The sequence below is a fragment of the Agrobacterium fabrum str. C58 genome (assembly GCF_000092025.1).
Lineage (GTDB): Bacteria > Pseudomonadota > Alphaproteobacteria > Rhizobiales > Rhizobiaceae > Agrobacterium > Agrobacterium fabrum.
In genome coordinates this window covers 1613594-1639479 of the sequence record NC_003063.2, presented here as the reverse complement: position 1 = coordinate 1639479, position 25886 = coordinate 1613594, and the positions used below count along the sequence as shown (strand labels likewise).

General features: G+C 60.6%; 19 protein-coding genes. 6 read left to right on the top strand and 13 right to left on the bottom strand.

What is annotated here, in order from left to right; all coding sequences use genetic code 11:
* Positions 1-67 precede the first annotated feature (67 nt).
* Complete coding sequence (gene trhO / locus ATU_RS21060) at positions 68-1012, top strand: oxygen-dependent tRNA uridine(34) hydroxylase TrhO (protein WP_010973898.1); 945 nt, start codon at positions 68-70, stop codon at positions 1010-1012.
* A 223-nt stretch (positions 1013-1235) separates the two neighbouring features.
* Here the strand turns inward: trhO and ATU_RS21055 are convergent, their stop codons facing one another.
* The 12 genes from ATU_RS21055 to ATU_RS21000 form a co-directional block, all read right to left on the bottom strand.
* Positions 1236-3479 (bottom strand): bifunctional diguanylate cyclase/phosphodiesterase, encoded by a 2244-nt coding sequence (locus ATU_RS21055; protein WP_051883818.1) that lies wholly within the window; start codon positions 3477-3479, stop codon positions 1236-1238.
* Positions 3480-3676: 197 nt separating this feature from the next.
* On the bottom strand, positions 3677-4456 hold the full coding sequence (locus tag ATU_RS21050) for a MetQ/NlpA family ABC transporter substrate-binding protein (RefSeq protein ID WP_006316668.1): 780 nt from the start codon (positions 4454-4456) through the stop codon (positions 3677-3679).
* A gap of 51 nt (positions 4457-4507) precedes the next feature.
* The gene (locus ATU_RS21045) at positions 4508-5176 is read right to left on the bottom strand and encodes a methionine ABC transporter permease (RefSeq protein WP_010973896.1); all 669 of its coding nucleotides are present in this window, start codon (positions 5174-5176) and stop codon (positions 4508-4510) included.
* On the bottom strand, positions 5166-6281 hold the full coding sequence (locus ATU_RS21040) for a methionine ABC transporter ATP-binding protein (protein WP_035257698.1): 1116 nt from the start codon (positions 6279-6281) through the stop codon (positions 5166-5168). Before ATU_RS21040 ends, ATU_RS21045 begins: the two co-directional genes overlap by 11 nt.
* Before the next feature lie 293 nt (positions 6282-6574).
* The gene (locus ATU_RS21035; RefSeq protein WP_010973894.1) at positions 6575-7204 is read right to left on the bottom strand and encodes an NAD(P)H-dependent oxidoreductase; all 630 of its coding nucleotides are present in this window, start codon (positions 7202-7204) and stop codon (positions 6575-6577) included.
* A 292-nt stretch (positions 7205-7496) separates the two neighbouring features.
* The gene (locus ATU_RS21030; protein WP_010973893.1) at positions 7497-8876 is read right to left on the bottom strand and encodes a GH1 family beta-glucosidase; all 1380 of its coding nucleotides are present in this window, start codon (positions 8874-8876) and stop codon (positions 7497-7499) included.
* A 677-nt stretch (positions 8877-9553) separates the two neighbouring features.
* Positions 9554-10864, bottom strand: coding sequence for a xylose isomerase (gene xylA / locus ATU_RS21025; RefSeq protein ID WP_010973891.1), 1311 nt, complete (start codon positions 10862-10864; stop codon positions 9554-9556).
* 243 nt (positions 10865-11107) lie between these two features.
* A complete protein-coding gene (gene xylB, locus ATU_RS21020; RefSeq protein WP_010973890.1) occupies positions 11108-12562 on the bottom strand; it encodes a xylulokinase in 1455 nt (484 codons plus the stop codon).
* A 47-nt stretch (positions 12563-12609) separates the two neighbouring features.
* Positions 12610-13632 (bottom strand): LacI family DNA-binding transcriptional regulator, encoded by a 1023-nt coding sequence (locus ATU_RS21015; protein ID WP_010973889.1) that lies wholly within the window; start codon positions 13630-13632, stop codon positions 12610-12612.
* 92 nt (positions 13633-13724) lie between these two features.
* Positions 13725-14372, bottom strand: coding sequence for a pyridoxamine 5'-phosphate oxidase family protein (locus tag ATU_RS21010; RefSeq protein WP_010973888.1), 648 nt, complete (start codon positions 14370-14372; stop codon positions 13725-13727).
* A gap of 239 nt (positions 14373-14611) precedes the next feature.
* On the bottom strand, positions 14612-16195 hold the full coding sequence (locus ATU_RS21005; RefSeq protein WP_010973887.1) for a DHA2 family efflux MFS transporter permease subunit: 1584 nt from the start codon (positions 16193-16195) through the stop codon (positions 14612-14614).
* 21 nt (positions 16196-16216) lie between these two features.
* The gene (locus ATU_RS21000) at positions 16217-17434 is read right to left on the bottom strand and encodes an HlyD family secretion protein (protein ID WP_035257693.1); all 1218 of its coding nucleotides are present in this window, start codon (positions 17432-17434) and stop codon (positions 16217-16219) included.
* Positions 17435-17593: 159 nt separating this feature from the next.
* Between ATU_RS21000 and ATU_RS20995 the strand changes: the two genes are divergently transcribed.
* The 5 genes from ATU_RS20995 (at position 17594) to lysS (ending at position 24653) form a co-directional block, all read left to right on the top strand.
* Entirely contained in the window at positions 17594-18280 is a 687-nt protein-coding gene (locus ATU_RS20995; RefSeq protein WP_010973885.1) for a TetR/AcrR family transcriptional regulator, read from the top strand.
* 182 nt (positions 18281-18462) lie between these two features.
* Positions 18463-19224 (top strand): TerC family protein, encoded by a 762-nt coding sequence (locus ATU_RS20990; RefSeq protein WP_010973884.1) that lies wholly within the window; start codon positions 18463-18465, stop codon positions 19222-19224.
* 238 nt (positions 19225-19462) lie between these two features.
* On the top strand, positions 19463-21235 hold the full coding sequence (locus tag ATU_RS20985) for an SLC13 family permease (protein ID WP_010973883.1): 1773 nt from the start codon (positions 19463-19465) through the stop codon (positions 21233-21235).
* Between the two features lie 211 nt (positions 21236-21446).
* Entirely contained in the window at positions 21447-22904 is a 1458-nt protein-coding gene (gene gltX / locus ATU_RS20980; protein ID WP_010973882.1) for a glutamate--tRNA ligase, read from the top strand.
* A 249-nt stretch (positions 22905-23153) separates the two neighbouring features.
* Positions 23154-24653: a lysine--tRNA ligase gene (gene lysS / locus ATU_RS20975; RefSeq protein ID WP_010973881.1), complete on the top strand. Its 1500-nt coding sequence runs from the start codon at positions 23154-23156 to the stop codon at positions 24651-24653.
* Between the two features lie 246 nt (positions 24654-24899).
* Here the strand turns inward: lysS and ATU_RS20970 are convergent, their stop codons facing one another.
* Positions 24900-25817 (bottom strand): hypothetical protein, encoded by a 918-nt coding sequence (locus ATU_RS20970; protein ID WP_236762319.1) that lies wholly within the window; start codon positions 25815-25817, stop codon positions 24900-24902.
* Positions 25818-25886: the final 69 nt, after the last annotated feature.

The window sequence follows — 25886 nt, the reverse complement described above, 5'->3', positions numbered from 1 at the left end:
TGTTCAAAATAGCGCGATCCGCTGATAAATATTGCTTTGCGTCCGCCGTCGCTGTATTTCAGCGCCCATGACCGACACGACCATTCTCCCCCGCCCGGAAGTCTCTGGTGATTTCCTTGTGGCAGCGCTTTATCATTTCGCCCGCCTGCCGCGGTTCGAGAGCCTGCGCGAGCAGCTGTTCGAACTCTGCCAGAAGAACGGCGTGAAGGGCACGCTGCTGCTCGCCGCCGAAGGCATTAACGGCACGATTGCCGGGCCGGATGCGGGCGTTCAGGCGGTGCTTTCCTTCCTGCGCGCCCAGCCGGAATTTGCAGCACTGGAGCACAAGGAAAGCCGTGCCTCGCACATGCCTTTCGTGCGCCTGAAGGTGAAGCTCAAGAAAGAGATCGTCACCATGGGCGTGCCGGACATCGATCCGAACCGCATCGTCGGTACCTATGTCGATCCGCGGGACTGGAACGCGCTGATTTCCGACCCTGATACCATCGTCATCGACACCCGCAATGATTACGAGACCGCCATCGGCGTCTTCAAGGGCGCGGTCGATCCGCAGACGAAAACCTTCCGTGAGTTTCCCGACTGGGTGAAGAACAATCCCGGCCTGCACAACAAGCCGAAGATCGCCATGTATTGCACCGGCGGCATCCGCTGCGAAAAGGCCACCGCATTCATGAAGGAACAGGGTTTCGACGAGGTCTACCACCTCAAGGGCGGCATCCTGAAATATCTGGAAGAGGTGCCGGAAGAAGAGAGCCTCTGGGAAGGCGCCTGTTTCGTGTTCGACGAGCGCGTCTCCGTGGTGCACGGCCTCGCCGAAGGCGACCACCAGCTCTGCCATGCCTGCCGCAACCCGATCACGCCGGACGTTCGCCTGTCGCCCAAATTCGAGGAAGGCGTGTCCTGCCCGAGCTGTTACGACGAGCGCAGTGAAGACGATCGCCAGCGGTTCCGCGACCGGCAGCAGCAGATCGAACTGGCAAAGACGCGCGGCGAGCGGCATCTGGGGCGGTAAGCCGGCTCGGCTATCGGACTGCATTTGCATTTGGATCGAGCGGGTACCGCATATTTCCTCTCCCCGCCGGGGAGAAGTCCGCGGCAGCGGGATGAGGGGGCAAGCTTTCCGAAATCCGGCAACCTAGCCCCCCTCATCCGCCCCTTCGGGCCACCTTCTCCCCGGCGGGAAGAAGAAATGAACCGCACCTTAGGTGATCAAGAATCGGTGGAAGTAATCAGCCTCACGCCCCCGCCCGAAGCGCAAATAGCGGTGCATCCTGCCCGTCCAGCATGGTGGTGATATCTTCGGCCGCAACCGGCTTCGAGAACAGGTAACCCTGCAGTTCATCACAGCCGCACAGATGCAGGATGGCCGCCTGTTCTTCCGTCTCGACGCCTTCGGCCGTCACCGGAATATCGAGCGATTTCGCCAGTGCCACGGTCGCCTGCAGCATTTCCAGCGAGCGGCCGCCCTTATCGAGCGCCATGATCAGCGAGCGGTCGATCTTCATGCGGTCGAAACCGAAGCGGCGCAGATAACCGACACTGGCAAAACCGGCGCCGAAATCATCGAGCGCTATGTGCAGGCCGAGCTGTTTCAGCTTGTCGATCGCCGCACTCGCCCGCTCCGGATGCTGGATGAAATAGCCTTCCGTCATCTCCAGCCGCAGCCTTTCGGACGGCGTCTGCGTCACATCGAGAATATCCGCCACATGGCCGGAAAAGGCCGGATTTCGGAACTGCACGGGGGAAATATTCACCGACAGCTTGATGGACGGCCATTGCCGGGCAGTCTCGCAGGCCTTGCGCAGCACCAGCAGGCCGAGCCGGTCGATCAGGCCGCTGGTCTCGGCGGCGGCAATGAAAATATCCGGCGGCACAAAACCATAGCCCGGCCGCTGCCAGCGGGCCAGTGCCTCCACGCCGGTGATGCAGCGCGTGGCGGCGCTGACAACCGGCTGGTAAACCACCTGTATCTCGTCATTCAGGATCGCGGAGCGCAGATCCGCTTCCAGCTGCAATTTTTCTTCGCGCAGCGCATCCATCTTCAGCTCATAGGAGACGTAACGCCCGCGTCCGTTCTCCTTGGCCTGGTACATGGCCATATCGGCACGGCGCAACAGTTCCTCGCCATTGATATCGCCGGCGCGGGAAACCGACGTGCCGATGCTGCAACCGATGCTCGCCACCCGTTCGCCGATGCTGAAAGGCTCGGTGAAGAGTTCGAGAAGCGCCAGACACAGCTTGCGGCCTTCCGACCAGACATCGTTGCCCTGAATGGCGATGGCGAATTCATCGCCGCCGAGCCGCGCCAGCACCGCGTCTTCCGGCACCAGCACCCGCAGCGCCGCCGCCACGCCCTTGATCAGCCGGTCGCCGGCGGCATGGCCATAGGAATCATTGATTTCCTTGAAGCCGTCGAGATCGAGATAGAGCAGCTTGATATCTGTCTTGTCGTGGCGGGCCTTGCCGACCATGCGGGTGAGGTGGGCAAACAGCCCGGCGCGGTTGTCGAGCCCGCTCAGCCGGTCGCGCAGCGCCTCTTCCCGCGCAGCAGCCTCATCCGCCTTCAGCCGGTCGAGCGTGGCCGAGCCGATGATGAGCAGCACCAGGAAAAACGTGCCGGCAATGCCGAGCGCGGTAAAGACCACCGGCCGCGCCTCATGGAAGCTGACATCCCCCGGCAGATGCGAACGCCAGACGAGCCGCGCCAGCACCTGCCCCAGCGGATTGACGATATCCACATGATTGGCGGCAGGCCCGTCGCCATATTGAAGTTCCAGCCCCTCGACGACGTAGTTGCGGGCGAGCTTGTCCACCGTCGCCTGTTTGAGGTGCCGGGCGAAGATCAGATAACGACGCTCAGTGCTATCCGTGGCGAGCGCGCCTGATTTGAGCCGAACAAGCGCGACACCGGCAGCGGCGACGCCGTCTTCGGTTTTGACGAAACCCGTCACCTGCGAGGTGATGCTTGGGCGCATGGCCTGCACCCGCTCGATCATCTCCTTCAGACCAGCGGCAAAATAGGTGTCATAAGTCCATTTCACCGGTTTGCCGTCCTGGTAAGCCATTCGGGTCTTGCCGTCTTCATCCAATACCACGGCGGTGTCGAAAAGATCGCTGTTGACCGTCATCTCGCCATAGTTGCTTGCCACCCAGTCGAAACGATCAGGGGCGTAGACATACTCGGCGGCATCGTCCCAGGCGGCGTAATCGTTCAGCGTCGCGCCCAGCTGATCACGGAAGGTGACGAGAGCGCCCGCCGTCGTCTCTCGCGAGCGGGCATTGTCGAGCAGGTTGGCTTTTTCCCGGACCTGGCTGAGGGCCGAGAGGACGAGCGCGGTGACGATGAGAAGCACCAGCGCGAAGGTGGACAATACGACGCCGACGGCCGTTCTGCGCCCGACCGGCAAATAGTCCCCAATGTTGCGCGGCGCAATCCGCATAAAATCCCCTTTGAAAGCATCATCTTGCGAAGGAAACATTCAAAAGGCGTTAAACCGCCCCGCAACGCCGCCCCCAAAAAACAACGGGTACAAAACGACAGTCCGGGCGACAGGCTGAAAAATCTTTCCCTGAAATGGCGGGGGTTTTTCAGGGAAAACCGGTTATCGCTGGTCTCCAAACAAAAAACCTCCCCCGCGAACGGGAGAGGTCCTCATTTCCACCATGCGGCAGTTTCTTACCAGGACGGGATGACCGTGCCGTTGTACTTTTCCAGAATGAAGGCCTTCACTTCCGGGCTGTGGTAGGATTCCACCAGCGTCTTAACCCAGGGCTTGTCCTTGTCCTGCGCACGAACGGCGATGACGTTCGCGTAAGGGGACTTTTCGCTTTCGATGGCGATGGCGTCCTTCTTCGGGTTGAGGCCCGCAGCTGTGGCGTAGTTGGTGTTGATGACCGAAGCGTCGGTGTCGTCAAGCGAGCGCGGCAGCTGGGCGGCGTCAAGTTCGACGATCTGGATGTTCTTCGGGTTTTCGGTGATGTCGGCAGGCGTTACCTTCAGGCCGGCCTCTTCCTTCACCTTCAGCACGCCCTTGGAGGCGAGAACCAGAAGCGCACGGCCGCCATTGGTCGGGTCGTTCGGAATGCCGATGGTTGCGCCGTCCTTCAGCTCGTCAAGGTTCTTCACCTTCTTGGAATAAACGCCCATCGGGGTGGTGATGGTGGTGCCGACGCTGACGAGATCGAACTTGCGGTCGGCGATCTGGTTGTCGAGGTAAGGCTGGTGCTGGAAGGAGTTGGCCTGCAGCTCGCCATCATTCAGCGCCTGGTTCGGCACGACATAGTCGGAGAATTCGATGATATCGATATCGAGGCCCTTGGCAGCCGCGATCTTCTTCACCTGTTCCATGATCTGCGCGTGTTCGGCGGGGGTAACGCCGATCTTGATGGTTTCCGCCAGCGCCTGACCGGCGGTGAAGAGAGCGGCGAGCGAAGCCGCGAGGATGAGTTTCTTCATGGGTGTCTCCTTGGGTTTGTTGTTCTTGGGTATCGGTTTTGAACGATCGGATCAGTTCTTCCGGGTCCGCTTGTCGAAGCTGCGCGCCAGCCGGTCGCCGGCGCTCTGCACCAGTTGCACCAGCACGATGAGCACCAGAACCACGGCCAGCATCACATCAGGCATGAAGCGCTGGTAACCGTAGCGGATGCCGAGGTCACCCAGCCCGCCGCCGCCGACCGCGCCGACCATGGCCGAATAACCGATGAGGCTGACGAGCGTCAGCGTGAGCGCCAGCGTGATGCCGGGCTTGGCTTCGGCGAGCAGCACCTTGGTGACGATCTGCAGCGGTGTCGCACCCATGGCGCGAGCGGCTTCGATCAGGCCCTTGTCCACCTCGCGGATTGCCGCTTCCACCAGCCTTGCAATGAAGGGCACGGTCGCAACCGTCAGCGGCACGATGGCCGCACTGGTGCCGATCGACGTGCCGGCGACGAGACGGGTGAACGGAATGATCGCCACGACAAGAATGATGAAGGGCGTTGAGCGCGCCGCATTAACGATGAGGCCGAGGATGCGGTTGGTCATCGGTGCTGGAAACAGTTCGCCCTTGCCGCTGGTGGCGAGGAACACACCCATGGGTACGCCAATGATGGAGCCGACAATGCCGGCCACCGCCACCATGTGCAGCGTCTGCCAGAGTCCCTTGAAGAGCAGGTTGAAGATCATATCAGGCGACATAACCGAGCACCTCCGTGTGAAGACCGGTTTCCGCATAAAAACGGTTGGCGCGGGCGGTGACCTCAGCCGAGGCGGGATAGGAGACAACGAGCGAACCGAAGGGCTGGCCGGAAATTTCCTCGATGGTGCCGGCGAGAATGTTTACGTCTGGGCCGATTTCGGCAACAAGCCGGGCGGTAAGTGGCTGGAAAGCCGTCTCGCCGAAAAAGACCAGACGCACCAGAACGCGGTCGCCGTCCGTGGCTTCCTGCTTCAGCCCCGAGGTGACCCAGTGCGGCAGCTTCACACCGACCGAGGAAGACAGCAGGCTGCGCGTCGTCTCATGTTTCGGCGCGGTGAAGATGTCGAAGGTCGTACCTTCCTCGACGATCAGGCCCCTGTCGATAACGGCGACCTGCGAGGCGATGGTCTTCACCACTTCCATCTCATGGGTGATGAGCAGCACGGTCAGACCGAGTTCGGCATTGATGCGCTTCAGCAGTTCGAGAATCGACTGCGTCGTTTCCGGATCGAGCGCCGAGGTCGCTTCGTCGGAGAGGAGCAGCTTCGGCTGGGTGGCAAGTGCGCGGGCAATTCCGACACGCTGCTTCTGGCCACCAGAGAGTTCCGCCGGATAACGTTTCGCCTTGTCGGAAAGCCCGACAAGATCGAGCAGCGGCGCGACGCGGGCCTCGATTTCCTTCTTGCCCAGGCCGGCGATTTCCAGCGGCAGCGCCACATTGTCGAAAGCGGTGCGCGACGACAAGAGGTTGAAGTGCTGGAAGATCATGCCGACGGACCGGCGCAGCGTGCGCAGGCTCTTTTCATCGAGTGCTGCAACATCGACGCCGTCGACGACCACACGGCCGGTCGAGGGCTTTTCAAGGCCGTTGGCGAGACGGATGAGCGTGGACTTGCCAGCGCCTGAGCGGCCGATGATGCAGGTGATCGAGCCTTTCGGCACGGTATAGTCGATACCGGCAAGGGCTGCGAAGCCCGGCTTGCCGTCGGCGCCGCCAAAGGTCTTGGTCACGCCTTCAAACGTGACCATCGGCTCCTTTGCCGCCCCTTCCGGGACCGCCTGTTCTGAACGCGCGGGCGAGGCCGCACTGGATGGAAAACTCATTGTGAACTCTGGGAATGCGTGACGGATCGGGTCTCAAAAAATCCTGTTGCGGTGCTGAACCGCTCTCTTCATGCAGCCTTCGGGCACATTCGATGACAGCTGATTTTCCGGGTCATTTCGTCAGGCTTTCACTCAGAAATGCCGGGGATCGGCAATTCGATGGCGCATACTTGCCCGCACACGCCACCTTTTAACAGGGATGTTTTTTCAATTATCTGAAAAGAGAGAAAAAATCTACCGCAAAGCCGCCTCGGCGGCCCTGCGGCAGTCAAGATTTCGCGACGATATGAAAATCACACGCGGCTGGTGAATTCCTCGAGCGGGCGGCGCACCTTTTTCAGGTTCACCAGCCAGTCGCCATCCGGCTGGCGATAACCAAGCGGCAGGATGGTGACGGAGCGCAGGCCCTTTTCACGCAGGCCGAGAATCTCGTCGAGCTTGGCGGGATCGAAACCTTCCATCGGGGTGGAATCCACACCCTCGAAAGCGGCCTGGGCCACGGCCATGCCGAAGCCGATATAGGCCTGACGCGCAGCATGTTCGAAATTCACCTGCTGGTCGCGCTGCGGATAGGTGGTCAGCAGCATCTGGCGATAGGCTTCCCAGCCTTCATTCTTGATGCCGCGTTCTTCATTGACCAGATCGAACATGTGGTTGATCCGCTCTTCGGTGTAGTTATCCCACGCCGCAAACACCAGCAGATGCGAACCTTCGGTGACCTGCGCCTGGTTCCAGGCGATCTCGCGGATCTTGGCGCGCACTTCAGGGTCGGTGACGACGATCACCTCGAAAGGCTGCAGGCCGCTGGAGGTCGGTGCAAGCCGCGCCGCCTCGACGATACGCTCGACCTTGTCTTCCGCGACTGTCTTGGAAGGATCCATTTTCTTGGTGGCATAACGCCAGTTGAGTTTTTCAATAAGCATGTTCGTTTTCCCTTGGGAGGACCAGCCCGCCCTGCCCTTGGGTGGCAGAACGGGCGCTACGCTTCGCAGCCTGCCTGACATAGGGGGCGGGATGACGGGTGCAAGCAGGCACCGCCAGGTAACCGGGAAAAAAGTTGGGAAAACTGATAATAAGGGGAGAGAACTTTCTGGCATGCCCCCTAGCATCCTCTCAACGTCATCCTCGGGCTTGTCCCGAGGATCTAACCATGTCGAATAAAATCAGTAGGTTGCAGATCCTCGGGACAAGCCCGAGGATGACGGTGGAGAGGTGTCACCCCTTCACCACACCATGGTTCCCCTTCGGAAAACGCGAAGCCAAAGCACTATACCACTTCCCGCTGTTCTTCAGCGTACGCACCTGCGTGTCATAATCCACATGCACGAGGCCGAAGCGCATGCGATAGCCCTCTGCCCATTCGAAATTATCCATCAGGCTCCAGGCGAAATATCCGCGCATCGGGTAACCGTCGCGGATGAGATCGGCGACGATGCCGAGATGTTCGGCGTAATAATCGAGCCGCGGCTGGTCATTCACCTCGCCGTTTTCGATGCCCATATTATAGCAGGCGCCGTTTTCGGTAATGTAGCATTCCGGCAGGTCGTAACGCTTGTAGAGTGTCTCCACCAGCGACTTGAGCGCCGGGGCGTAGACCTCCCAGCCGATATCGGTCTTCACCTCGCTGACCGCCGGAGCCGGCGTCGTGGCGGGGAATTCAGCACCCGGCGTCGCGTCGTCGGCAACGCGCATCGGCGTATAATAATTCAGGCCCCACCAGTCGAGCTTCTGGCTGATGATGGCGAGGTCTTCCGCCTCCACGACTGGCATGCGATCACCAAGCGCTTCCATCATCTCGGCCGGATATTCGCCCTTGAAGACCGGATCGAAAAACGCGCCATTGTGGAACTGGAACGCCCGTTCGGCAGCCTTGAGATCGGCCTCGCTGTTAGAAGCCGGAATGACGGAATGGGCGTTCAGCACCAGCCCCACCGGCACTTTTGGCGCTACATGGCGAGACGCCTCGACGCCGAAACCATGGGCGAGATTGATGTGGTGCATGGCCGCTAAGGCCGCCTCCATGTTGCGCTCGCCCGGCGCATGGATGCCGTAGAGATGGCTGAGCCACACCGCGCACCAGGGTTCGTTGAAGGTCGCCACCGCATCCAGCCGGTCGCCCAGACGGGCCATGACGGTTTTGGCGTAACGCTGGAAAGCATGGGCGGTGGAGCGCGAGGCCCAGCCGCCGTCGCCCATCAGGGTCAGCGGCAGATCCCAATGGTAAAGCGTCGCATAGGTCTTGATACCGCGCGCCTTGCAGCCATCAACCAGTCGGTCGTAAAAATCCAGACCCTTTTCGTTGATCGGTCCGAAACCGTCGGGAATGATGCGCGGCCAGGCGATGGAGAAACGATAGGCCTCGACACCCATCTCCTTGATGAGATCGAGGTCCTCTTCCCAGCGATTGTAATGATCGCAGGCGATATCGCCATTGTGACGCCCGAAGACATGGCCTGGCATGTTGCAGAAGGCATCCCAGATGGAGGGTTTGCGGCCATCTGCCTTGGTTGCACCCTCAATCTGGAACGAGGCGGTCGCGACGCCGAACAGGAAATCACCGGGGAAACGGGCTGCAAGCGTTTGGGGATCGGTCATCCGAGAGGCCTTTCTATCCATCGAGCGTGAAAAGATCAGCAGCGGTTTAGACCATGTCGCGTGCGAGGTACAGCCGGGCTGGCAGAATCTACAACGTTTCAGGATGCGCAGTTAACAAGTCCAAAGCGCTTTGCATGCACTAATGCCGCCGCAGCGGTTTAGCCGGCGGCGCAAGGCATCGGCCCGGCGAATGCGGGTGGAATGGGGAAGTGGTGGAAGTTTTTGCATTCGCCGGGCCGCCTTGTCAGGGCAGTGATAACGGCCCATGGGGACCGCGATAGCGGCCCATCGGTCACGGCCTTTTCACGGCATCTATCCGATCAGCCCTTCCCGCCTCTGGCCCGGCGGGATGCCTTTCAGAAACACGGTCTGCCAGAACCATGCTTGTCGATGCCGGCCTCCGGTTCGCAAAGGGCGCCGCGCGTATCGCCCTTCCGTTCCGGTTGCGGAAGGAATGATGCGGCCAAAGGGGATGATGGGGATGAGTGGGGAAGGATTTTTTCGGAAGTGACTGAAAAGGAAGGAGGGGTGGCGCGGAATTGTCCTCACCTTGGGGTGCTGATGGCGAACAGGCCCCCTCATCCGGCCCTTCGGGCCACCTTCTCCCCGGCGGGGAGAAGTGCCGGAGCGGAGCGAGGCGATGAGGGGGTGACGTTGCCGTCACCCCGACAATCACGTCAAACGTAACGATTGACCACGTTTTCGAGATATTCCTGACGACCGGGCTTCGGCTCAGGATTGATATCGTCGCGCTCGACCAGCGCTGCGATCTCTTCGAGCTTCAGCTCGCCGCGCAGCATCTTCTGGGCTTCCGGGGAATCCCACTTCGCGTAACGCTCGGAAAGCGGCTTCGACAGCGCGCCGTCCTCGATCATCTTCGCCGCCGCCTTCAGGCCACGGGCGCAGCAATCCATGCCGCCGATATGGCCGATCAGCAGATCCTGCGGATCGAGCGACTGGCGACGCAGCTTGGAATCGAAATTGGTGCCGCCATTCTTGAAACCGCCGCCGGCGAGAACATGGTAATAGGCAAGCGCCATTTCCGGCACGTTGTTGGGGAACTGGTCGGTATCCCAACCGGACTGGTAGTCGTTGCGGTTCATGTCGATGGAGCCGAAAATGCCGAAGGCATTGGCCATGGCCAGTTCATGCTCGAAGGAGTGGCCAGCGAGAATGGCGTGGCCCTGCTCGATATTGACCTTCACTTCCTTTTCGAGACCATTCTTCTGCAGGAAGGCATAGACGGTCGCGACGTCGTAATCATACTGGTGCTTGGTCGGCTCCTGCGGCTTCGGCTCGATCAGGATCGTGCCTTCGAAACCGATCTTGTATTTGTATTCCACCACCAGATTGAGGAAACGGCCGAGCTGGTCGAGTTCACGCGACAGATCGGTGTTGAGCAGGGTCTCGTAACCTTCACGACCGCCCCACAGCACGTAGTTGGCACCGCCGAGCGTCTTGGTGGCGTCCATGCAGGTCTTCACGGTTGCGGCGGAGAAGGCGAAGACATCCGGGTCCGGATTGGTCGCGGCACCCGACATGAAACGCCGGTTGGAGAAGAGGTTGGCCGTGCCCCACAGCAGCTTCACGCCGGTATCGGCCTGCTTCTGGGCGAAATAATCGACGATCTCGTTGAGGTTCTTGGTGTTCTCGGCGAAGTTTTTGCCTTCCGGGCGTACATCCGCATCGTGGAAGCAATAAAACGGCGAACCGAGCAGCGAGAAGAATTCGAAGGCCACGTCTGCCTTCAGCTTCGCAGCCTGCATCGTGTCTTCAAACCACGGGCGCTGGAAGGTCTGGCCGCCGAAGGGGTCACCGCCCGGCCAGGTGAAGGTGTGCCAGTAGGCAACCGCGAAACGCAGGTGATCTTCCATGCGCTTGCCACCGACGATCTCGTCGGGATTGTAATGGCGGAAGGCCAGCGGATTGGTGCTGTCGGGGCCTTCATATTTGATCTTGGCGATATCGCCGAAGAAGCCTGTGCTCATTGGGTGGTTCCTCCTCTTGGGGTGGGTTTGGGTGGTGTTTGAAAATTTCAACGTTGGAGGGTGTGGTTCACCCCCCTCTGCCCTGCCGGGCATCTCCCCCTCAAGGGGGGAGATCAGCAGGACGCTATATATCGCTCCATACTCAGCCTCGCATGAGGGCGGGAAGTAGCCGCTTGTCGATCTCCCCCCTTGAGGGGGAGATGTCCGGCAGGACAGAGGGGGGTAAACCGCACCCTCGACACCTCACTGCGAAAGCGCCCGAATAGCCGGATAAAGCGCATGATACCGCCGGTAAGCCTCTTCATAAGCATCGCCAAGCGCTGCCACCGGCTCAATCGTCCGCGCCGTCTCCGGCTGCGAGCAGACGGCCACCGGATCGGCCCCGGTCGCGGCAATCAGGCCGAGACGGGCCGCACCAAAGGCCGCACCGAAATCGCCCTCAGCCGGAATATCGACGGGAACGCCTAGCGAGGTGGCGATCGATGCCAGCCAATAGGCCGAACGCGAGCCGCCGCCGATGGCGGTGACGCGGGAGATGGACGTGCCGGCGGATTTCAGCGCTTCGAGATTATCCCGGATCGCGAAAGTCACGCCTTCCAGCACGGCCTGGGTCAGCGCCTTGCGGTCGCTTTCATGCGACAGGCCGATGAAGGACCCACGGATGGCAGCATCATTATGCGGCGTGCGTTCGCCGGAAAGATAAGGCGCGAAAGTGACGCCGGTCGGTGCGAGAAGCGTCTCGCCGAGTTCGCCGGTCAGATCGGCAGCGGATTGCCCGGTGAGGCGCGAATACCAGTTCAGCGCATCCGTGGCGGAGAGGATAACGCCCATCTGGTGCCAGGTGTTGGGCAGCGCATGGCAGAAGGCATGCACGGCGCTTTCCGGCTTCGGCAGATAGGAGGCATTGGCGGCGAAGAGGACGCCTGATGTGCCGAGCGACACGAAGGCATGGCCTTCCTTCACCGTGCCCATGCCGCAGGCCGACGCCGCATTGTCGCCGGCACCACCGGCGACGACGGCACGGCCGGAAATGCCCCATTCGGAAGCCAGCTCAGTGCGAAGAACGCCCGCCTCATCCGTGCCTTCCACAAGCGACGGCATGTGTTTTTCATCAAGCCCGGTGGCGGCAAGCAGCTCCGGGGACCATTTGCGCGCGCCGGTATCGAGCCAGGAGGTGCCTGCGGAATCCGACATTTCCGAGATGTATTCGCCCGTCAGCCATAGCCGCAGATAATCCTTCGGCAGCAATACCTTGGCGACTTTCGCGAAGATGTCTGGTTCGTTCTTCGCCACCCAGGCAAGCTTCGGCGCGGTAAAGCCGGGGAAGACGATATTGCCTGTGATCTTGCGGAAACGCGGATCGGCATCGAGCGCGGCGGCTTCGGCATGGGAGCGCGTGTCGTTCCACAGGATGCAGGGGCGCAGCACCTTGCCTTCGGCATCCACAAGCGTCGCGCCATGCATCTGGCCGGAAAGGCCGATGCCTTTCACGGCGGCAAGCTCTTTCGCAAACTTCTGCTTCAAGCCTGCAACGGCAGTTTTCGTCGCGGCAATCCAGTCCGCCGGGTTCTGCTCGGACCAGCCGTGGTGCGGGCGCGAAACATCAAGCGAGCCGTTGGCCGAGCCGATGATTTTCTGATCGCCGTCCATCAGCAGGGCTTTGACGCCTGACGTGCCAAGATCGAGACCGAGATACATGTATTTCTCCATTCCGGCGCTCCACGCGCCACTTCCAGCCTGTTTGCTCAGGGCAGATTGTCCCTGAGGAAGATGTCGATACGGATACGTTCCTGCGCGGCGATGACGGGCAGGCCATCGGCGCGCGCCTTCAACACGCGGATGGCGCTGCGCACCTCGTGGCCGGCATCCTGATTGAGCACGGCATCGAGCAGCCCTTCCCTCAGCGCATTGGCGGTGTTTTCCGTCAGCTCATGGGCGATGACCGAAAGCGCTCTTTCGCCATCCGCGGCCCCAAGCGCGCGGATGAGACCGCGATTACCGGCGCCGAGACTGTAGATGCCGGCGAGAGAATCATTGCCGATCGCCTCGCGCACCAGCGCCTCGACGGTGAGCGGATCGTCCCTGCCCTCCAGCACCGGCAGCAGCCGCACCTGCGGAAATTCGGTTTCGAGGACGGCGCGAAATCCTTCCAGACGTTCGCGGTGGTCACGCACCAGCATGGAGCCGGCAACAACCGCGACATCGCCGCCGTGCCCGGAGAGAAAACGCCCCATCAGGCTCGCCGCCGTGCGCCCGGCCGCAACGTTGTCCACGCCGGCATAATGATCTCGCCGCGAGCCGGAAAGGTCGGACACCAGTGTGACCGTAGCGATGCCATCTTCCGCCAGCCGGTCGGCGGCTTCGGCCACATCTTCGGAATCGGTGGCGACGAACGCGACGCCGGACGGTTTTTCCCGCCGCGCCACCTCGAGAGCTTCTGTGAGCGCTGCGGCATTAAAGGGCGGCACTTCGATCACGCGGATGGCCGTGCGCTCCAGATGCGAGCGGCCGGCTGCAGCCCGCACCTCGGCGCGCAAAGTCGCCATGAAGGAATTGTCATTGCCCGGCAGAATGAAGATCATCGAGTAGTTGCGGCCCTTGGCCAGATTGGCGGCGGCGATATCGCGCACATAACCAAGCTCGGCAATGGCCGCTTCCACCCTTGCACGGGTGGCGGCATGCACGCCGGGGCGCATGTTCAGCACCCGGTCGATGGTGGCGAGGCTGACGCCCGCACGCTCGGCGATATCGTGAACTGTCGGCTTCATGGCTCCTCCCTCCCCCTTGCATATCCAGCTTTACCGCCGCCGTAAATCGAAAAATGATGTACGTACCTCATATTTCAACAATGGGACTGCGGCTAATAGAGAGTACGCCGGTAATCCTGCTCCAGCTGCTCATCCATCTTCTGCATGTCATCCCCATTCGTCGGGGCGCCTGTCGTTTCATCCAGAATGATCTTGATAAGCGAGGGCATTTCCGACCGGGACTGGAAATGCGCCGGATCCCACAGATGGGAGCGCCGGAACGCCTTGGCGCAATGCATGAAAACCTCACCTACCCTGATGACGATCGCAAGTTTGGGAACGCGATCCGCAACGCTCATGAGCTTCAGCACTTGCGGATCCGTGCTCAGCGTCGCACGTCCGTTCACGCGCAATGTGTCATCGAAACCCGGCACGATAAACAGCAGCCCAACATTGGGGTTGGCGAGGATGTTGCTGAGGGTATCCAGGCGGTTATTGCCGGGCCGATCGGGGATCGCCAACGTGCGCGTGTCGAGAACCTTCACAAATCCGGCAGGATCGCCCCGCGGGCTGACATCGGCTTTGCCCTCCAGATTCTGGGTGCCGATGCACAGGAAAGGAGAACGCCTTATGAATTCCTGCGCATGTTCGCCAAGCCTGTCCTGACACTTCTGTATCGCCAGCGCATGTGTCGGTTCGAACAGCCCGCGAAGCGACTGCTCATCCGCAATGGTGAAATCTGGATTGAGTTCCAAGGCCATCTCTTCCTCCTGAACTGCCCGCCCATGCGGCCTGAACCCGGGTCAACCGTCCTCCCGGCCCCGTTTTCGTCCGCTCAAGCACTAATTGAGGTACGTACCTCAAAAATTGATATACATGGCTTGTCCGTTGTGATCAACAGCCTCTGGCGCTCGGACACGCGCTTTTTTTTTGCCAAAACAAAAAAGGGGCCGTCATTTCCGACGGCCCCAGCTCTGCGGTGGATGGGAGGGGATTTGGTTCAGTGCGCCGCGTCTGGTGGCGGCGCTGCCTTGGGTTTCTGGATCAGCACGGTCATGAAGATCAGGCTGCCGAACAGCAGCGTCAGCGCGAAGAACACATCCGCGAAGGCGAGCATCCAGGCCTGCTGCGAGACCATGCCGACCAGCTTCTTGATCGCGACGGAAGCACCGTCCAGCCCGTAGGAATCGTAGTTTGCACCGACATTGTTCAGCCACTCCAGCGCCTGTGGATTGGAATAGCTGACATGTTCCGCCAGCCGCACATAGTGATCGTCGGTGCGCTGCGACAGCAGGGTGTTGATGACGGCAAGGCCAACCGCGCCGCCGAGGTTACGGGTGAGGTTGAACAGACCGGATGCATTGCGGATACGGGCCGGCGGCAGCGTGCCGAGCGCGATGTTGTTGATAGGCACCATGCACATCATCAGCCCGAAACCGCGCAGGATCTGCGGGATCAGCAGCTCGTAGAAATCCCAGTCGGTCGTGACATAGGTCATGATCCACGTGCCGCAGCCGAAGCTGATGAAGCCGATGGCCATCATCACCCGCGGATCGAGCTTCGTGGAGACCTTGCCGGCGATCGGCGCGGTGAAGAACATGGCAAGACCGGAAACGAACATGGTCTCACCGATCATCAGCGCATCGTAACCGCGCACCCGGCCGAGATAGAGCGGGTAGAGATAGGTCAGCCCGTAAAGCCCTATGCCCATCACGAAGGAAAACAGCGAGCCGATGGAAAAATTTCGGTCCGCAAAGGCGCGGATGTCAACAACGGGGAAGTCCACCTTGAAGGCACGCCAGAAGAACACCACCGCACCGATGACCATGGCCACCGAACCGATGACGATATGCTCGTCGTTAAACCAGTCCTTGTTGTTGCCCTCTTCCAGCACGTATTCCAGAGAGCCGAGGAAGACGGCCATGGAGATCAGCCCCCACCAGTCGAACTTCTTCCAGAGCGAGGTTTCAGGCTTGTCGAAATCGATCAGGCTCCATGTCAAGATGGTGACGATGATGCCGGGAATGATGTTGACGAGGAACAGCCAGTGCCAGGAGAAGGCATTGGAAAGATAACCGCCGACCGTCGGACCGATGGTGGGCGCAAGCGTGGCGACGAGACCGATGATAGGCGAGACGACCGAACGCTTGGAGGGCGGGAAAATGGTGAAGGCGGCCGCAAAGACCGACGGGATCATGCCGCCGCCGATAAAGCCCTGGATCGCCCGGTAGACGATCATCTGGTCGATATTGGTGGCAGTGGCGCAGAGCGCGCTCGACAGGGTGAAACCCGCCGCGCAGGTGGCAAACAGCACGCGCGTGGACAGAATGCGCGCCAGCGTGCCCGACAGCGGGATCATGATGACTTCTGCTATCAGATAGGATGTCTGCACCCAGGCGATCTCGTCCGAGCCCGCGCCGAGGCCAGCCTGGATTTCCGCCAGCGAGGCGGAGACGATCTGAATGTCGAGAATGGACATGAACATGCCGAAGACCATCGCGAAGAACGCGATGAGCCTGCGCCTGTCCATCGGTGGATCGACGGGGATGGACGCCCCGCCCGTGCCGACAACCGTAGCCGCCATTATCTTGCCCTCAACGAAGCCTTACTTGGCCTGCGGGTTAACTTGCGCCGTTCTGGTGTTTTCAGGTGCCGTGCGGGTGTCGACATCAACAACGACACTGAGGCCCGCGCGCAGATTGTGCTTGGCAAGGTCTTCCTTGGAGAAGACGATGCGAACAGGCACGCGCTGGATGACCTTGGTGAAGTTGCCCGTCGCATTTTCCGGCGGCAGCATGGAGAAGACCGAGCCCGAGCCGGGCGAGATCGACTGGACCGTGCCTTCGATGGCCTCGTCGTCGAAGGCATCCACGTGGACGCGGACCTTCGAACCGGGCACAACGCGGGCAAGCTGCGTTTCCTTGAAATTGGCGTCGATATAAAGCTCGTTCATCGGCACCAGCGATGCCAGACGCTTGCCGACCGAGACGAGATCACCCGTCTGTACCGCAAGATTGCCGATGACGCCGTCATAAGGTGCCTTCAGAACCGTAAAGGCCAGGTCGCGGGCGGCCTTGTCCTTCGAAAGCTGCAGCGAACGGATGGTGCTTTCGGCTTCCTCGCGCTGGGCGCGCAGAAGCTCGACATTGGCTTTCGCAGAAGAGATCGCCGCCTCGCCGGCCACGACATTTGCCCTGGCCTGATCGAGTGCGACCTGCGCGTTATCGGATGCGGCAACCGTGCCGACGTCCTTTGCCTGCAATTCGGTGGCGCGCTTCTGGGTGATTTCGGCACCGCGAAGGGCGGCATCCAGCGCACCCTTCTGGGCGACGGCCTGTTCCTGCGCTGCCTCGCCGCCAATGATCTGCGCATCGATGCGCTTCAGCGACAGTTGTTCGGTGCGGATCTGTGCGTCGGCCTGTTCGAATGCGATGCGGTAGTCGCCATCGTCAAGCGTCACCAGCGGATCGCCCGCCTTGACTTCCTGGTTTTCGACGACGTTCACCTTGGCGACGTAACCGGCAACCTTCGGCGCGATGACCGCAATATCACCTTGTATATAGGCGTCATCGGTCGACACCATGAAGCGGCCGTCGATCCACCAGTTGTAACCGTACCAGCCGGCACCGACCAGAAGCGCAAGCGCGAAGATCGGCAGAAGCGGCGAACGCTTCTTCGCCTTCGGCGCAGCAACGGCGGGAGCCGGAGTCGCCTGCGGCGGTGCGTCAGCCGGCTTTGCCGGGGAGGTCTCGGCCTTGGCGGAAATATCCGCCTCTTCCGCATCGTTGACGGCGCGAACCGCGCTATTCTTCTGGGCCGACATGAGATTGTACCGTGATAGATTGAAGAAAGTTTTCGAACTGAACCGTTCGGTTCGATTGACATAATCTCTTTCCTGACACATATCAAGTGTTATCGAACTGATTGGTTCGACGTTCGGTTAATTTTTTTTACGTCATTCCAATGCTAAGGGGCATTAGCGATGGCAGGTGAAGACAGGGATATGGAGACGGAAACGGAAACGGTCTGTCCGGGCAACACCGCCGGGCGTTTTGCGGCGGGCGAAGACCCCGCCAAACGCGACCAGATTCTGGCGGGCGCGTGGCGCGTGTTCAAGCTCAAGGGCTTCGACGCCGCCAGCATGAACGACATCACCCGTGAAGCCGGCGTTTCCAAGGGTACGATCTATGTCTATTTCTCCAACAAGGAGGATTTGTTCGCGGCGTTGGTCGACCATCACCGGCAGGAATTTGCCACCTCCATGCGCAATATTCTGGCCGGCACCGAAGAGGTGCGCAAAGGCCTGGAACAGTTCGGCAAGGCTTTTGCCAACAAGATGATCTGCTCGGACATGATCCCCGCCATGCGCTCGGTGATCGGCGTCATCGACCGCATGCCCAAGCTCGCCCAGCGCTTTTTCATCGCCGCACCCAATAATGTCCGCACCGTGCTTCAGGATTTCATCGAGCACCATATCGCGCTCGGCCATCTGAAGGTGGATGACGTGGAACTGGCCGCGCGGCAATATATCGAGCTTTCCACCGGCACGTTCTTCAAGCTGCGCCTGTTCGGCGAGATCGACGGCCCGGTTCCGGAAGAGGAGCTGGACCGGGTGATCGCCAGCGCCATCAAGGTGTTCATGGCGGCCTACGGAACCGACAAGGTCTGAAATCATTCAGCAACGGGCGACCGGACCGGCAACGGCACGGGGCCTGATACGCGGTTTACGCGAAATTTCGATGAAATCCTGCCCATGACAGGCGGGGCCTCCTTGTTTCTCGCGTATTGCGCTATAAATTCCACGAACCGAATGTTTCGGGTGGCCTTGTTGCTGAAAGGAAAAATTCCCTGATGGAGTCCGTTCTCCCTCTTCTGTCCGACCCCGCTGCCTGGGTGGCGCTGGTCACCCTGATCGTCATGGAGGTCGTGCTTGGCATCGACAACCTGATCTTCATCTCGATCCTCACCAACAAGCTTCCGCCTGAACAGCGCGAAAAAGCCCGCAAGATCGGCATCGGACTTGCGCTCATCATGCGTCTCGGCCTGCTCGGCACTGTCGCCTGGATCGTGCAGCTCACCACGCCGGTCTTCGAAATCTTCGGCCATGCCTTCTCGTGGAAGGACATGATCCTCATCGCCGGCGGTCTCTTCCTGATGTGGAAGGCCACCAAGGAAATCCACCACAATGTCGATCCTGAAGACCACAAGGAAGACATGGTGGGCGGCCCGGTCGCGATGAATTTCGGCGCCGCCATCGGCCAGATCCTGCTGCTCGACCTCGTTTTCTCGGTGGACAGCATCATCACCGCCGTTGGCATGACACCGCATCTGCCGATCATGATCGTGGCCGTGGTCTTTGCCGTTGCCGTGATGCTGCTGGCCGCAACGCCACTCGCCAACTTCATCGAGCGCAACCCCACCATCGTCATGCTGGCGCTCGCCTTCCTGATGATGATCGGCACGACGCTGATCGCCGAAGGCATGGGCTTCCATGTGCCCAAGGGCTACGTCTATGCCGCCATGGCGTTTTCGGCGCTGGTGGAACTGCTCAACATGCTCGCCCGCAACGCCAGACAGCGCAAGAAAGCGCAGGCCGCCGGCAAACCGTATTGACAGCATTCCGTCATGCCGGACCCGATCCGGCATCCAGCCAGCCCAAGTCTTTGGGCTGGAAAGACTCTTCTCGCCGCGCAGACGCGCGTCGGCTGGATACCGGCTCAAGGCCGGTATTACGGAGGGGTAGAAATGACGATCTTACTCCGCGGAACCGCTTCACCCCGCCTTGCGTTCTTCGATATCATCACCGATAGAGTCCTCCCCCGGTGCCTCTCATTCGAAAGCATAAGCAAGCATGACGACAGAACAGATCCTCGCTTTCGTCGTGATCGCCGGCATGATGGTCGCGTTCATCTGGGACAGGTTCCGTTACGATGTCATCGCCTGCAGCGCATTGCTGGTGGCAGTGGCGCTTGGTGTGGTGCCCTTTAACAAGGCTTTCTCCGGCTTTTCCGACGATATCGTCATCATCGTCGGCAGTGCACTGATTGTCAGCTCGGCAGTCGCACGTTCCGGCATCGTCGATATGACGATCAAGAAATATTTCCCCGAGATGCGTTCCAAGAGTCTTCAGCTCGCTTTTCTGATGATCATGGTTGCCGTCATGTCGGCGTTCATCAAGAATATCGGCGCGCTCGCCATCATGATGCCGGTGGCTTTCCAGTTCGCGCGCAAGTCCGGCAGTCCCGTTTCCTATTACCTGATGCCCATGGCTTTTGCCGCTCTGCTGGGCGGTTTGATGACGCAGATCGGCACCTCGCCTAATATTGTCGTGTCGCGGTTGCGCGAAGAGATGACCGGACAGAGCTTCACAATGTTCGATTTCACCCCCGTGGGCGCCGCACTGACGGTGATCGGCATCATTTTCCTCACCTTCGGTTACCGCCTGCTGCCGGTGCGAAACCGCCAGCAGGCTTCGGTGGAGGACGTCCTCGACCAGTCGGCCTATACGGCGGAGGCAACGCTGCCGCCGGACAATATCTTCGTCGACAGACCGCTGCGCGAGCTTCTCAAGCAGGCGGATGGCGACGTGATCGCCAGCACGATCCTGCGGGGTCCAAGGCGCATTTCGCCTTTTCCGGATGTCAATCTCAAGGCGGGAGATACGGTGCTTCTGGAGGGAAGCCCCGAGGGTCTGGATCGCATCGTTTCTCAGTCAAAGCTGCTTTTGTCTGGCAGACCGTTGATGGAGAATGGCCAGAAAACCGTCGATCTCATTTCCATGGAAGCCGTCATCAGCAAGGAATCCGTTCTCAACGGCATTTCGGCACGGGAACTGGCGCTGTCCTATACGCGCGGCGTCAATCTTATTGCTGTCAGCCGCCGCGGCCAGCGCGTCAGCCAGAGGCTTTCCGAACTGACGCTTCAGGCCGGTGACGTCATCCTGCTGCAGGGAAGCCGCAAGAACCTGCCGCAGGTATTGCAGGAATTTTCGCTGCTGCCGCTCGCCCAGCGCGAAATCCTTCTCGGCGTGCAGCGCCGGGCGCTTTTGCCCGTCATCGTGCTGGCCGCCGCCATGCTGGCCGCCGGCAGCGGGCTGGTGCCGGTTTCGGTTGCCTTTTTCGCCGCCGCCTTTCTGATGATCGTTGTCGGCGCGATCCCGCTTGCCGAGGTCTATAAATCGATCGACGGGCCGATCCTCGTCATGCTCGCCGCCCTTATTCCCGTCAGCGATTCGCTTCGCACCAGCGGGGCGAGTGAACTGATCGCGGGCTGGCTCGGCAGTGCGGCGCAGGGGCTGCCGCCTTTCGCGGCGCTCGGCATGATCCTGCTCACCGCCATGGCTGTGACGCCCTTCCTCAATAATGCCGCCACCGTGCTGGTCATGGCCCCCATCGCCGCCGGTTTTGCCACCACGCTCGGTTTCCGCCCGGAGGCCTTCCTGATGGCGGTGGCAATCGGCGCCGGCTGCGATTTCCTCACCCCCATCGGCCACCAGTGCAACACGCTTGTCATGGGCCCGGGCGGGTATCGTTTCAGCGATTATCCGCGCCTTGGACTGCCGCTGTCGATCATGATCGTCATTGCCAGCATTCCCATGTTGCTTTACGTCTGGCCGGTGAACTGAGGCCGGGCGGCGAGACCGGCCAACCCCTCGGGACTCCATATTTCCTTGACGCCTGCGGCAGAATATGGCCTAAGCCGAAGCCGAACGGGAATATGAAAAAGGCACTTTCTTTTCGCCTTTCGACATGATGTCCTGCCGCATCCAAACGAAAACTCCGTGATATCAGGGTGAACCGTCCCGATGTCACTCCACGTCACGACGAGTGAATTTCATGACCACTTCCGGCGTTCGCGTCCGCATCGCACCTTCCCCCACCGGCGAGCCGCATGTCGGCACCGCTTACATCGCGCTGTTCAACTATCTCTTCGCCAAGAAACACGGCGGCGAGTTCATCCTGCGCATCGAGGATACCGACGCCACCCGCTCGACGCTGGAATATGAGCAGAAGGTTCTGGAGGCGCTGCGCTGGACCGGCCTCACCTGGTCGGAAGGCCCTGACGTCGGTGGCCCCTACGGTCCCTACCGCCAGTCCGAGCGCAAGCCGATGTACTGGCCCTACGCCGAAGAATTGCTGGAAAAAGGCCATGCCTTCCGCTGTTTCTGCACGCCCGAGCGGCTTGAGCAGATGCGCGAAGCGCAGCGCGCCGCTGGCAAGCCGCCAAAATATGACGGTCTCTGCCTCCACCTGAAGGCTGAAGAAGTGACCACCCGCGTCGCCGCCGGCGAAGCCAACGTCGTGCGCATGAAAATCCCGACCGAAGGTTCGTGCGATTTCCATGACGGCGTTTACGGCGATGTCTCGATCCCCTGGGATTCGGTTGACATGCAGGTGCTGATCAAGGCCGACGGCATGCCAACCTATCACATGGCAAACGTCATCGACGACCATCTGATGAAGATCACCCATGTGGCGCGCGGCGAAGAGTGGCTGGCTTCAGTGCCCAAGCACATCCTGCTTTACCGTTATTTCGGCTGGGACCAGCCGACGTTCATGCATCTTTCGCTGATGCGCAACGCCGACAAGTCGAAGCTTTCCAAGCGCAAGAACCCGACGTCGATCTCCTATTATTCCGCGCTCGGCTACCTGCCGGAAGCGCTGATGAACTTCCTCGGCCTGTTCTTCATCCAGATCGCCGAAGGCGAAGAGCTGCTGACCATGGAAGAGCTGGCCGCGAAGTTCGATCCGGAAGCGCTTTCAAAGGCTGGCGCCATCTTCGATATCCAGAAGCTGGACTGGCTGAACGGCCGCTGGCTGCGCGAAAAGCTCACGCCTGAGGACTTCATTGCCCGCACGCTGGAATGGGCGATGGAAAATTCCCGCCTGACCGAAGGCCTGAAGCTTGCCCAGAGCCGCATTTCCAAGCTCGGCGAATTGCCGAACCTCGCCGGCTTCCTGGTGTCGAGCGATGTTGGCCTGACACCGGCTTCGTTTGCCGGGTTGAAGAGCAAACCGGAGGAAATCCACGAAATCCTCACCACGGTTGCCGCCGACCTCGAAAAAATGCCGGATTGGAACGTTGAAGCCATCGAGGCCGAACTGCGCGACATTGCCGAACGCACGGGCAAGAAACTGCGCGTCGTCACCCCGCCGCTCTTCGTCGCCGTCTCCGGTTCCTCGCGCTCGCTGCCGCTGTTTGACAGCATGGCGCTGCTCGGCCGCTCCGTGGTGCGCCAGCGCCTGAAAGTGGCGATTGCCGTTGTGGCCACGATGGTTGGCAGCGGAAGCTGATAATTTGGTGTTGGCGGTCACGCCGGCATCCTGAAATATACCCCTCTGCTTGGGGTACCCCCCTCTGCCCTGCCGGGCATCTCCCCCTCAAGGGGGGAGATCGGGTGCCGCACCCGCTCGTTCCATGGGCAAGGTGTCCACCGCTTGTCGATCTCCCCCCTTGAGGGGGAGATGTCCGGCAGGACAGAGGGGGGTAGCCCCGAGCGCAAAGGGTAACCGCAACGAACAAGCCCGCTTAAGGCAAAAATCATGACCGACACCAAGACCGAAACCACCGCCCTCTCCTCCGACGCGACAGAAGTGCGCCGCCAGAAACTTGCGCTGCTGCGCGAGCAGATCGGCGACGTCTATCCGGCGCATTTCCACCGCACGCTGAGCAATGCCGAGCTTGCGGAAAAATATGCCGATATCGAAGCCGACGTTGAGACCGGCGATACGGTGACGGTGGCGGGTCGCGTTTATTCCTCGCGCAATTCCGGCATGTTCATGGATATCCATGACGCCTCGGGCAAGGTGCAGATCTTCTCCCACAAGGATACGACACCGGAAGCGGCGCGCAACCTGCTGCCGATGATCGATATTGGCGACATCATCGGCGTGACCGGCAAGGTGCGCCGCACCAAGCGTGGCGAGCTGACGATCAACGCCGAAGAAATCACCATGCTGACCAAGTCGCTGCTGCCCATGCCGGAAAAGTGGCATGGCGTCTCCGACATCGAGCTGCGTTACCGCAAGCGCCATCTCGATATTCTGGCGAACGAAGACTCCAAGCTGCGCTTCCTGCAACGCTCGAAAATCCTCTCCGGTATCCGCCGTTTCATGGAGGCCGAAGGCTTCCTCGAAGTGGAAACGCCGATGCTGCAGACCGTTTATGGCGGTGCGACGGCCGATCCGTTCAAGACCTTCCACAACACGCTGAAGATGGACATGTATCTGCGCATCGCGCCGGAATTGTTCCTGAAGCGCACGCTGGTATCAGGCCTTTCCGACAAGGTGTTCGAAATCAACCGCAACTTCCGCAACGAAGGCGTCTCCACAAGGCACAATCCTGAATTCACCATGATGGAGTGCTACTGGGCCTATGCCGATTACGAAGACATCATGGGTCTCGTGGAGCGGCTGTTCGAGACGCTGGCGATTGCTCTGCACGGCACGACCGAAGTGGAATTCCAGGGCCAGACGATCTCCTTCAAGGGTCCGTTCAAGCGCGTGCCGATGCCTGATGCCGTGAAGGAAGCGACCGGCATCGATTTCCTCGCCATCAAGACCGACGAAGAGGCCCGCGCTGCCGCCAAGGCCGCCGGTTTTGCCGTCGAGAAGGACTGGACCTGGGGCGAATGCCTTGCCTTCATCTTCGAAGAGAAGGTGGAAGCCACGCTGATCCAGCCGAGCCACGTCACGCATTTTCCGAAGGACATCTCGCCGTTTGCCAAGGAAGTGCCGGGCGAACCGCGCCTCGTCGAGCGTTTCGAGAGCTATTGCAACGCCTGGGAAGTGGGCAACGCCTTCTCGGAACTCAACGATCCCGAAGAACAGCGCCGCCGCATGGTGGAACAGCTGGAACAGGCGCACGCCCGCGGCGAGAAGGACAAGCAGCTGGACGACGAGTTCCTCGACGCCATCGACCAGGGCATGCCACCCGCCGGCGGCCTCGGCATCGGTGTCGATCGCCTGATCATGCTCTTGACCAACGCCCCGTCGATCCGCGACGTGATCCTCTTCCCGGCCCGCCGCAACAAGGCGGATTGAGAAGAGACGAAGAAAGGGAGCTTCGCGTGAGAAGCTCCCGATAACCTCGTTCGTTATGCCAATGACCGACCGTCCCTCATTCCTGTGCTCGTCACAGGAATCCAGTCGACGCACGTCTGCGTGGCGGGTAAGGACTCCTTACAGCCCAAGGACTTGGGCTGGCCTGGTCCCCGTGAAAAGCACAGGGATGAGGAAAGACACCAGTACCTTCCGGGATTGTGTGGCCTGCGCCGAATTCCGGCGCCCTTAATGCCCTGCCTTGGCCTTGTCGCCACTCGGTTCACCCGCCTCAGCCTTCTCCTCCGCCGCTTGCGCAGTCGTGGAGCCTTTTCCGAAGATCAATGATTTCAGATAGGACAGGCTGAAGATGCTGCCGCTGTCAGCTTCCGGTGTCGAGGTCAGAAGCTCGTCGGTGACGGGTTCGCCATGGGCTTCGGGAGACGGGGTTTCGCCGTTGGTTTCCGGGCTCGTTTCGCCATGGCCGCTCTCAGCCGGGGCGGCGCCGTGTTCGCCGCCGGCAGCGCCCTTGTTTTCGCCGTGACCTTTTGGTGCCTTGCCCTCGTGACCTTCAGAGCCGGCATCCAGGACCGGGGTGGCGCAATCGGCAGAATCGCTGAGGCTTGCGGCCATGGCTTCGGTATCTTCCAGTGGCAGATCGATGCGCAGGCCGTAAAACTGGCCGCTGCCATTGGCCGCGCCATCGTAATAAAAGGCGGAATAACGATGGGCGTTGGCGCCTTCGGGAATTTTTGCCGGATCGGGAATGAAGACCACCTGCGCGGCAATGGCGCGGCCGCGCATTTCCGAGCGCAGCTGCGGTCCGTTCTTGTCCAGCACGGAAACCTGCACCAGATCGGGTTTCTGTTTGTCGTAGACCGCTTTTGCAACACGAAGCGCGGTCTTCAGCCGCTCAGGGCCGTCTCCGCCTCCGGTGCGGATGAATTTGCGCACCCATAAGGCGCCGTTCTTGCGGATGTTGACCGTCTGGACTGCGTCGCAGGAAAGCCCGTTGCTGGAAGCATAGGATGGACCAAGCAGCCGATCGCTGCCGATGAACACGGCAGCAGAACCGGTCGCACCCGCCAAAAGCAGGATCCCGCCTCCAATCATAACGAGCTTGCGCGAAAACCGCATTCGTCCGAATACAGCTTTCACCCGCAACATCCTGACATCAAGTACCCCGCCTTAAGCCCTCGCCCCGGACCGTGGCTCGAAAGATGAGGAACACACGCG

What these genes read in the sequence shown, in the direction of transcription:
- ATU_RS21035 (WP_010973894.1), bottom strand. Translation starts at nt 7,204, where the DNA reads ATGCTTATTGAAAAACTCAACTGGCGTTATGCCACCAAGAAAATGGAT.
- ATU_RS20970 (WP_236762319.1), bottom strand. Translation starts at nt 25,817, where the DNA reads ATGTTGCGGGTGAAAGCTGTATTCGGACGAATGCGGTTTTCGCGCAAG.
- ATU_RS20995 (WP_010973885.1), top strand. Translation starts at nt 17,594, where the DNA reads ATGGCAGGTGAAGACAGGGATATGGAGACGGAAACGGAAACGGTCTGT.
- ATU_RS21000 (WP_035257693.1), bottom strand. Translation starts at nt 17,434, where the DNA reads ATGTCGGCCCAGAAGAATAGCGCGGTTCGCGCCGTCAACGATGCGGAA.
- gltX (WP_010973882.1), top strand. Translation starts at nt 21,447, where the DNA reads ATGACCACTTCCGGCGTTCGCGTCCGCATCGCACCTTCCCCCACCGGC.
- ATU_RS21045 (WP_010973896.1), bottom strand. Translation starts at nt 5,176, where the DNA reads ATGTCGCCTGATATGATCTTCAACCTGCTCTTCAAGGGACTCTGGCAG.
- ATU_RS21055 (WP_051883818.1), bottom strand. Translation starts at nt 3,479, where the DNA reads ATGTTTCCTTCGCAAGATGATGCTTTCAAAGGGGATTTTATGCGGATT.
- ATU_RS20985 (WP_010973883.1), top strand. Translation starts at nt 19,463, where the DNA reads ATGACGACAGAACAGATCCTCGCTTTCGTCGTGATCGCCGGCATGATG.
- xylB (WP_010973890.1), bottom strand. Translation starts at nt 12,562, where the DNA reads ATGTATCTCGGTCTCGATCTTGGCACGTCAGGCGTCAAAGCCCTGCTG.
- xylA (WP_010973891.1), bottom strand. Translation starts at nt 10,864, where the DNA reads ATGAGCACAGGCTTCTTCGGCGATATCGCCAAGATCAAATATGAAGGC.
- ATU_RS21015 (WP_010973889.1), bottom strand. Translation starts at nt 13,632, where the DNA reads ATGAAGCCGACAGTTCACGATATCGCCGAGCGTGCGGGCGTCAGCCTC.
- ATU_RS21040 (WP_035257698.1), bottom strand. Translation starts at nt 6,281, where the DNA reads ATGAGTTTTCCATCCAGTGCGGCCTCGCCCGCGCGTTCAGAACAGGCG.
- lysS (WP_010973881.1), top strand. Translation starts at nt 23,154, where the DNA reads ATGACCGACACCAAGACCGAAACCACCGCCCTCTCCTCCGACGCGACA.
- trhO (WP_010973898.1), top strand. Translation starts at nt 68, where the DNA reads ATGACCGACACGACCATTCTCCCCCGCCCGGAAGTCTCTGGTGATTTC.
- ATU_RS21030 (WP_010973893.1), bottom strand. Translation starts at nt 8,876, where the DNA reads ATGACCGATCCCCAAACGCTTGCAGCCCGTTTCCCCGGTGATTTCCTG.
- ATU_RS21050 (WP_006316668.1), bottom strand. Translation starts at nt 4,456, where the DNA reads ATGAAGAAACTCATCCTCGCGGCTTCGCTCGCCGCTCTCTTCACCGCC.
- ATU_RS21005 (WP_010973887.1), bottom strand. Translation starts at nt 16,195, where the DNA reads ATGGCGGCTACGGTTGTCGGCACGGGCGGGGCGTCCATCCCCGTCGAT.
- ATU_RS20990 (WP_010973884.1), top strand. Translation starts at nt 18,463, where the DNA reads ATGGAGTCCGTTCTCCCTCTTCTGTCCGACCCCGCTGCCTGGGTGGCG.
- ATU_RS21010 (WP_010973888.1), bottom strand. Translation starts at nt 14,372, where the DNA reads ATGGCCTTGGAACTCAATCCAGATTTCACCATTGCGGATGAGCAGTCG.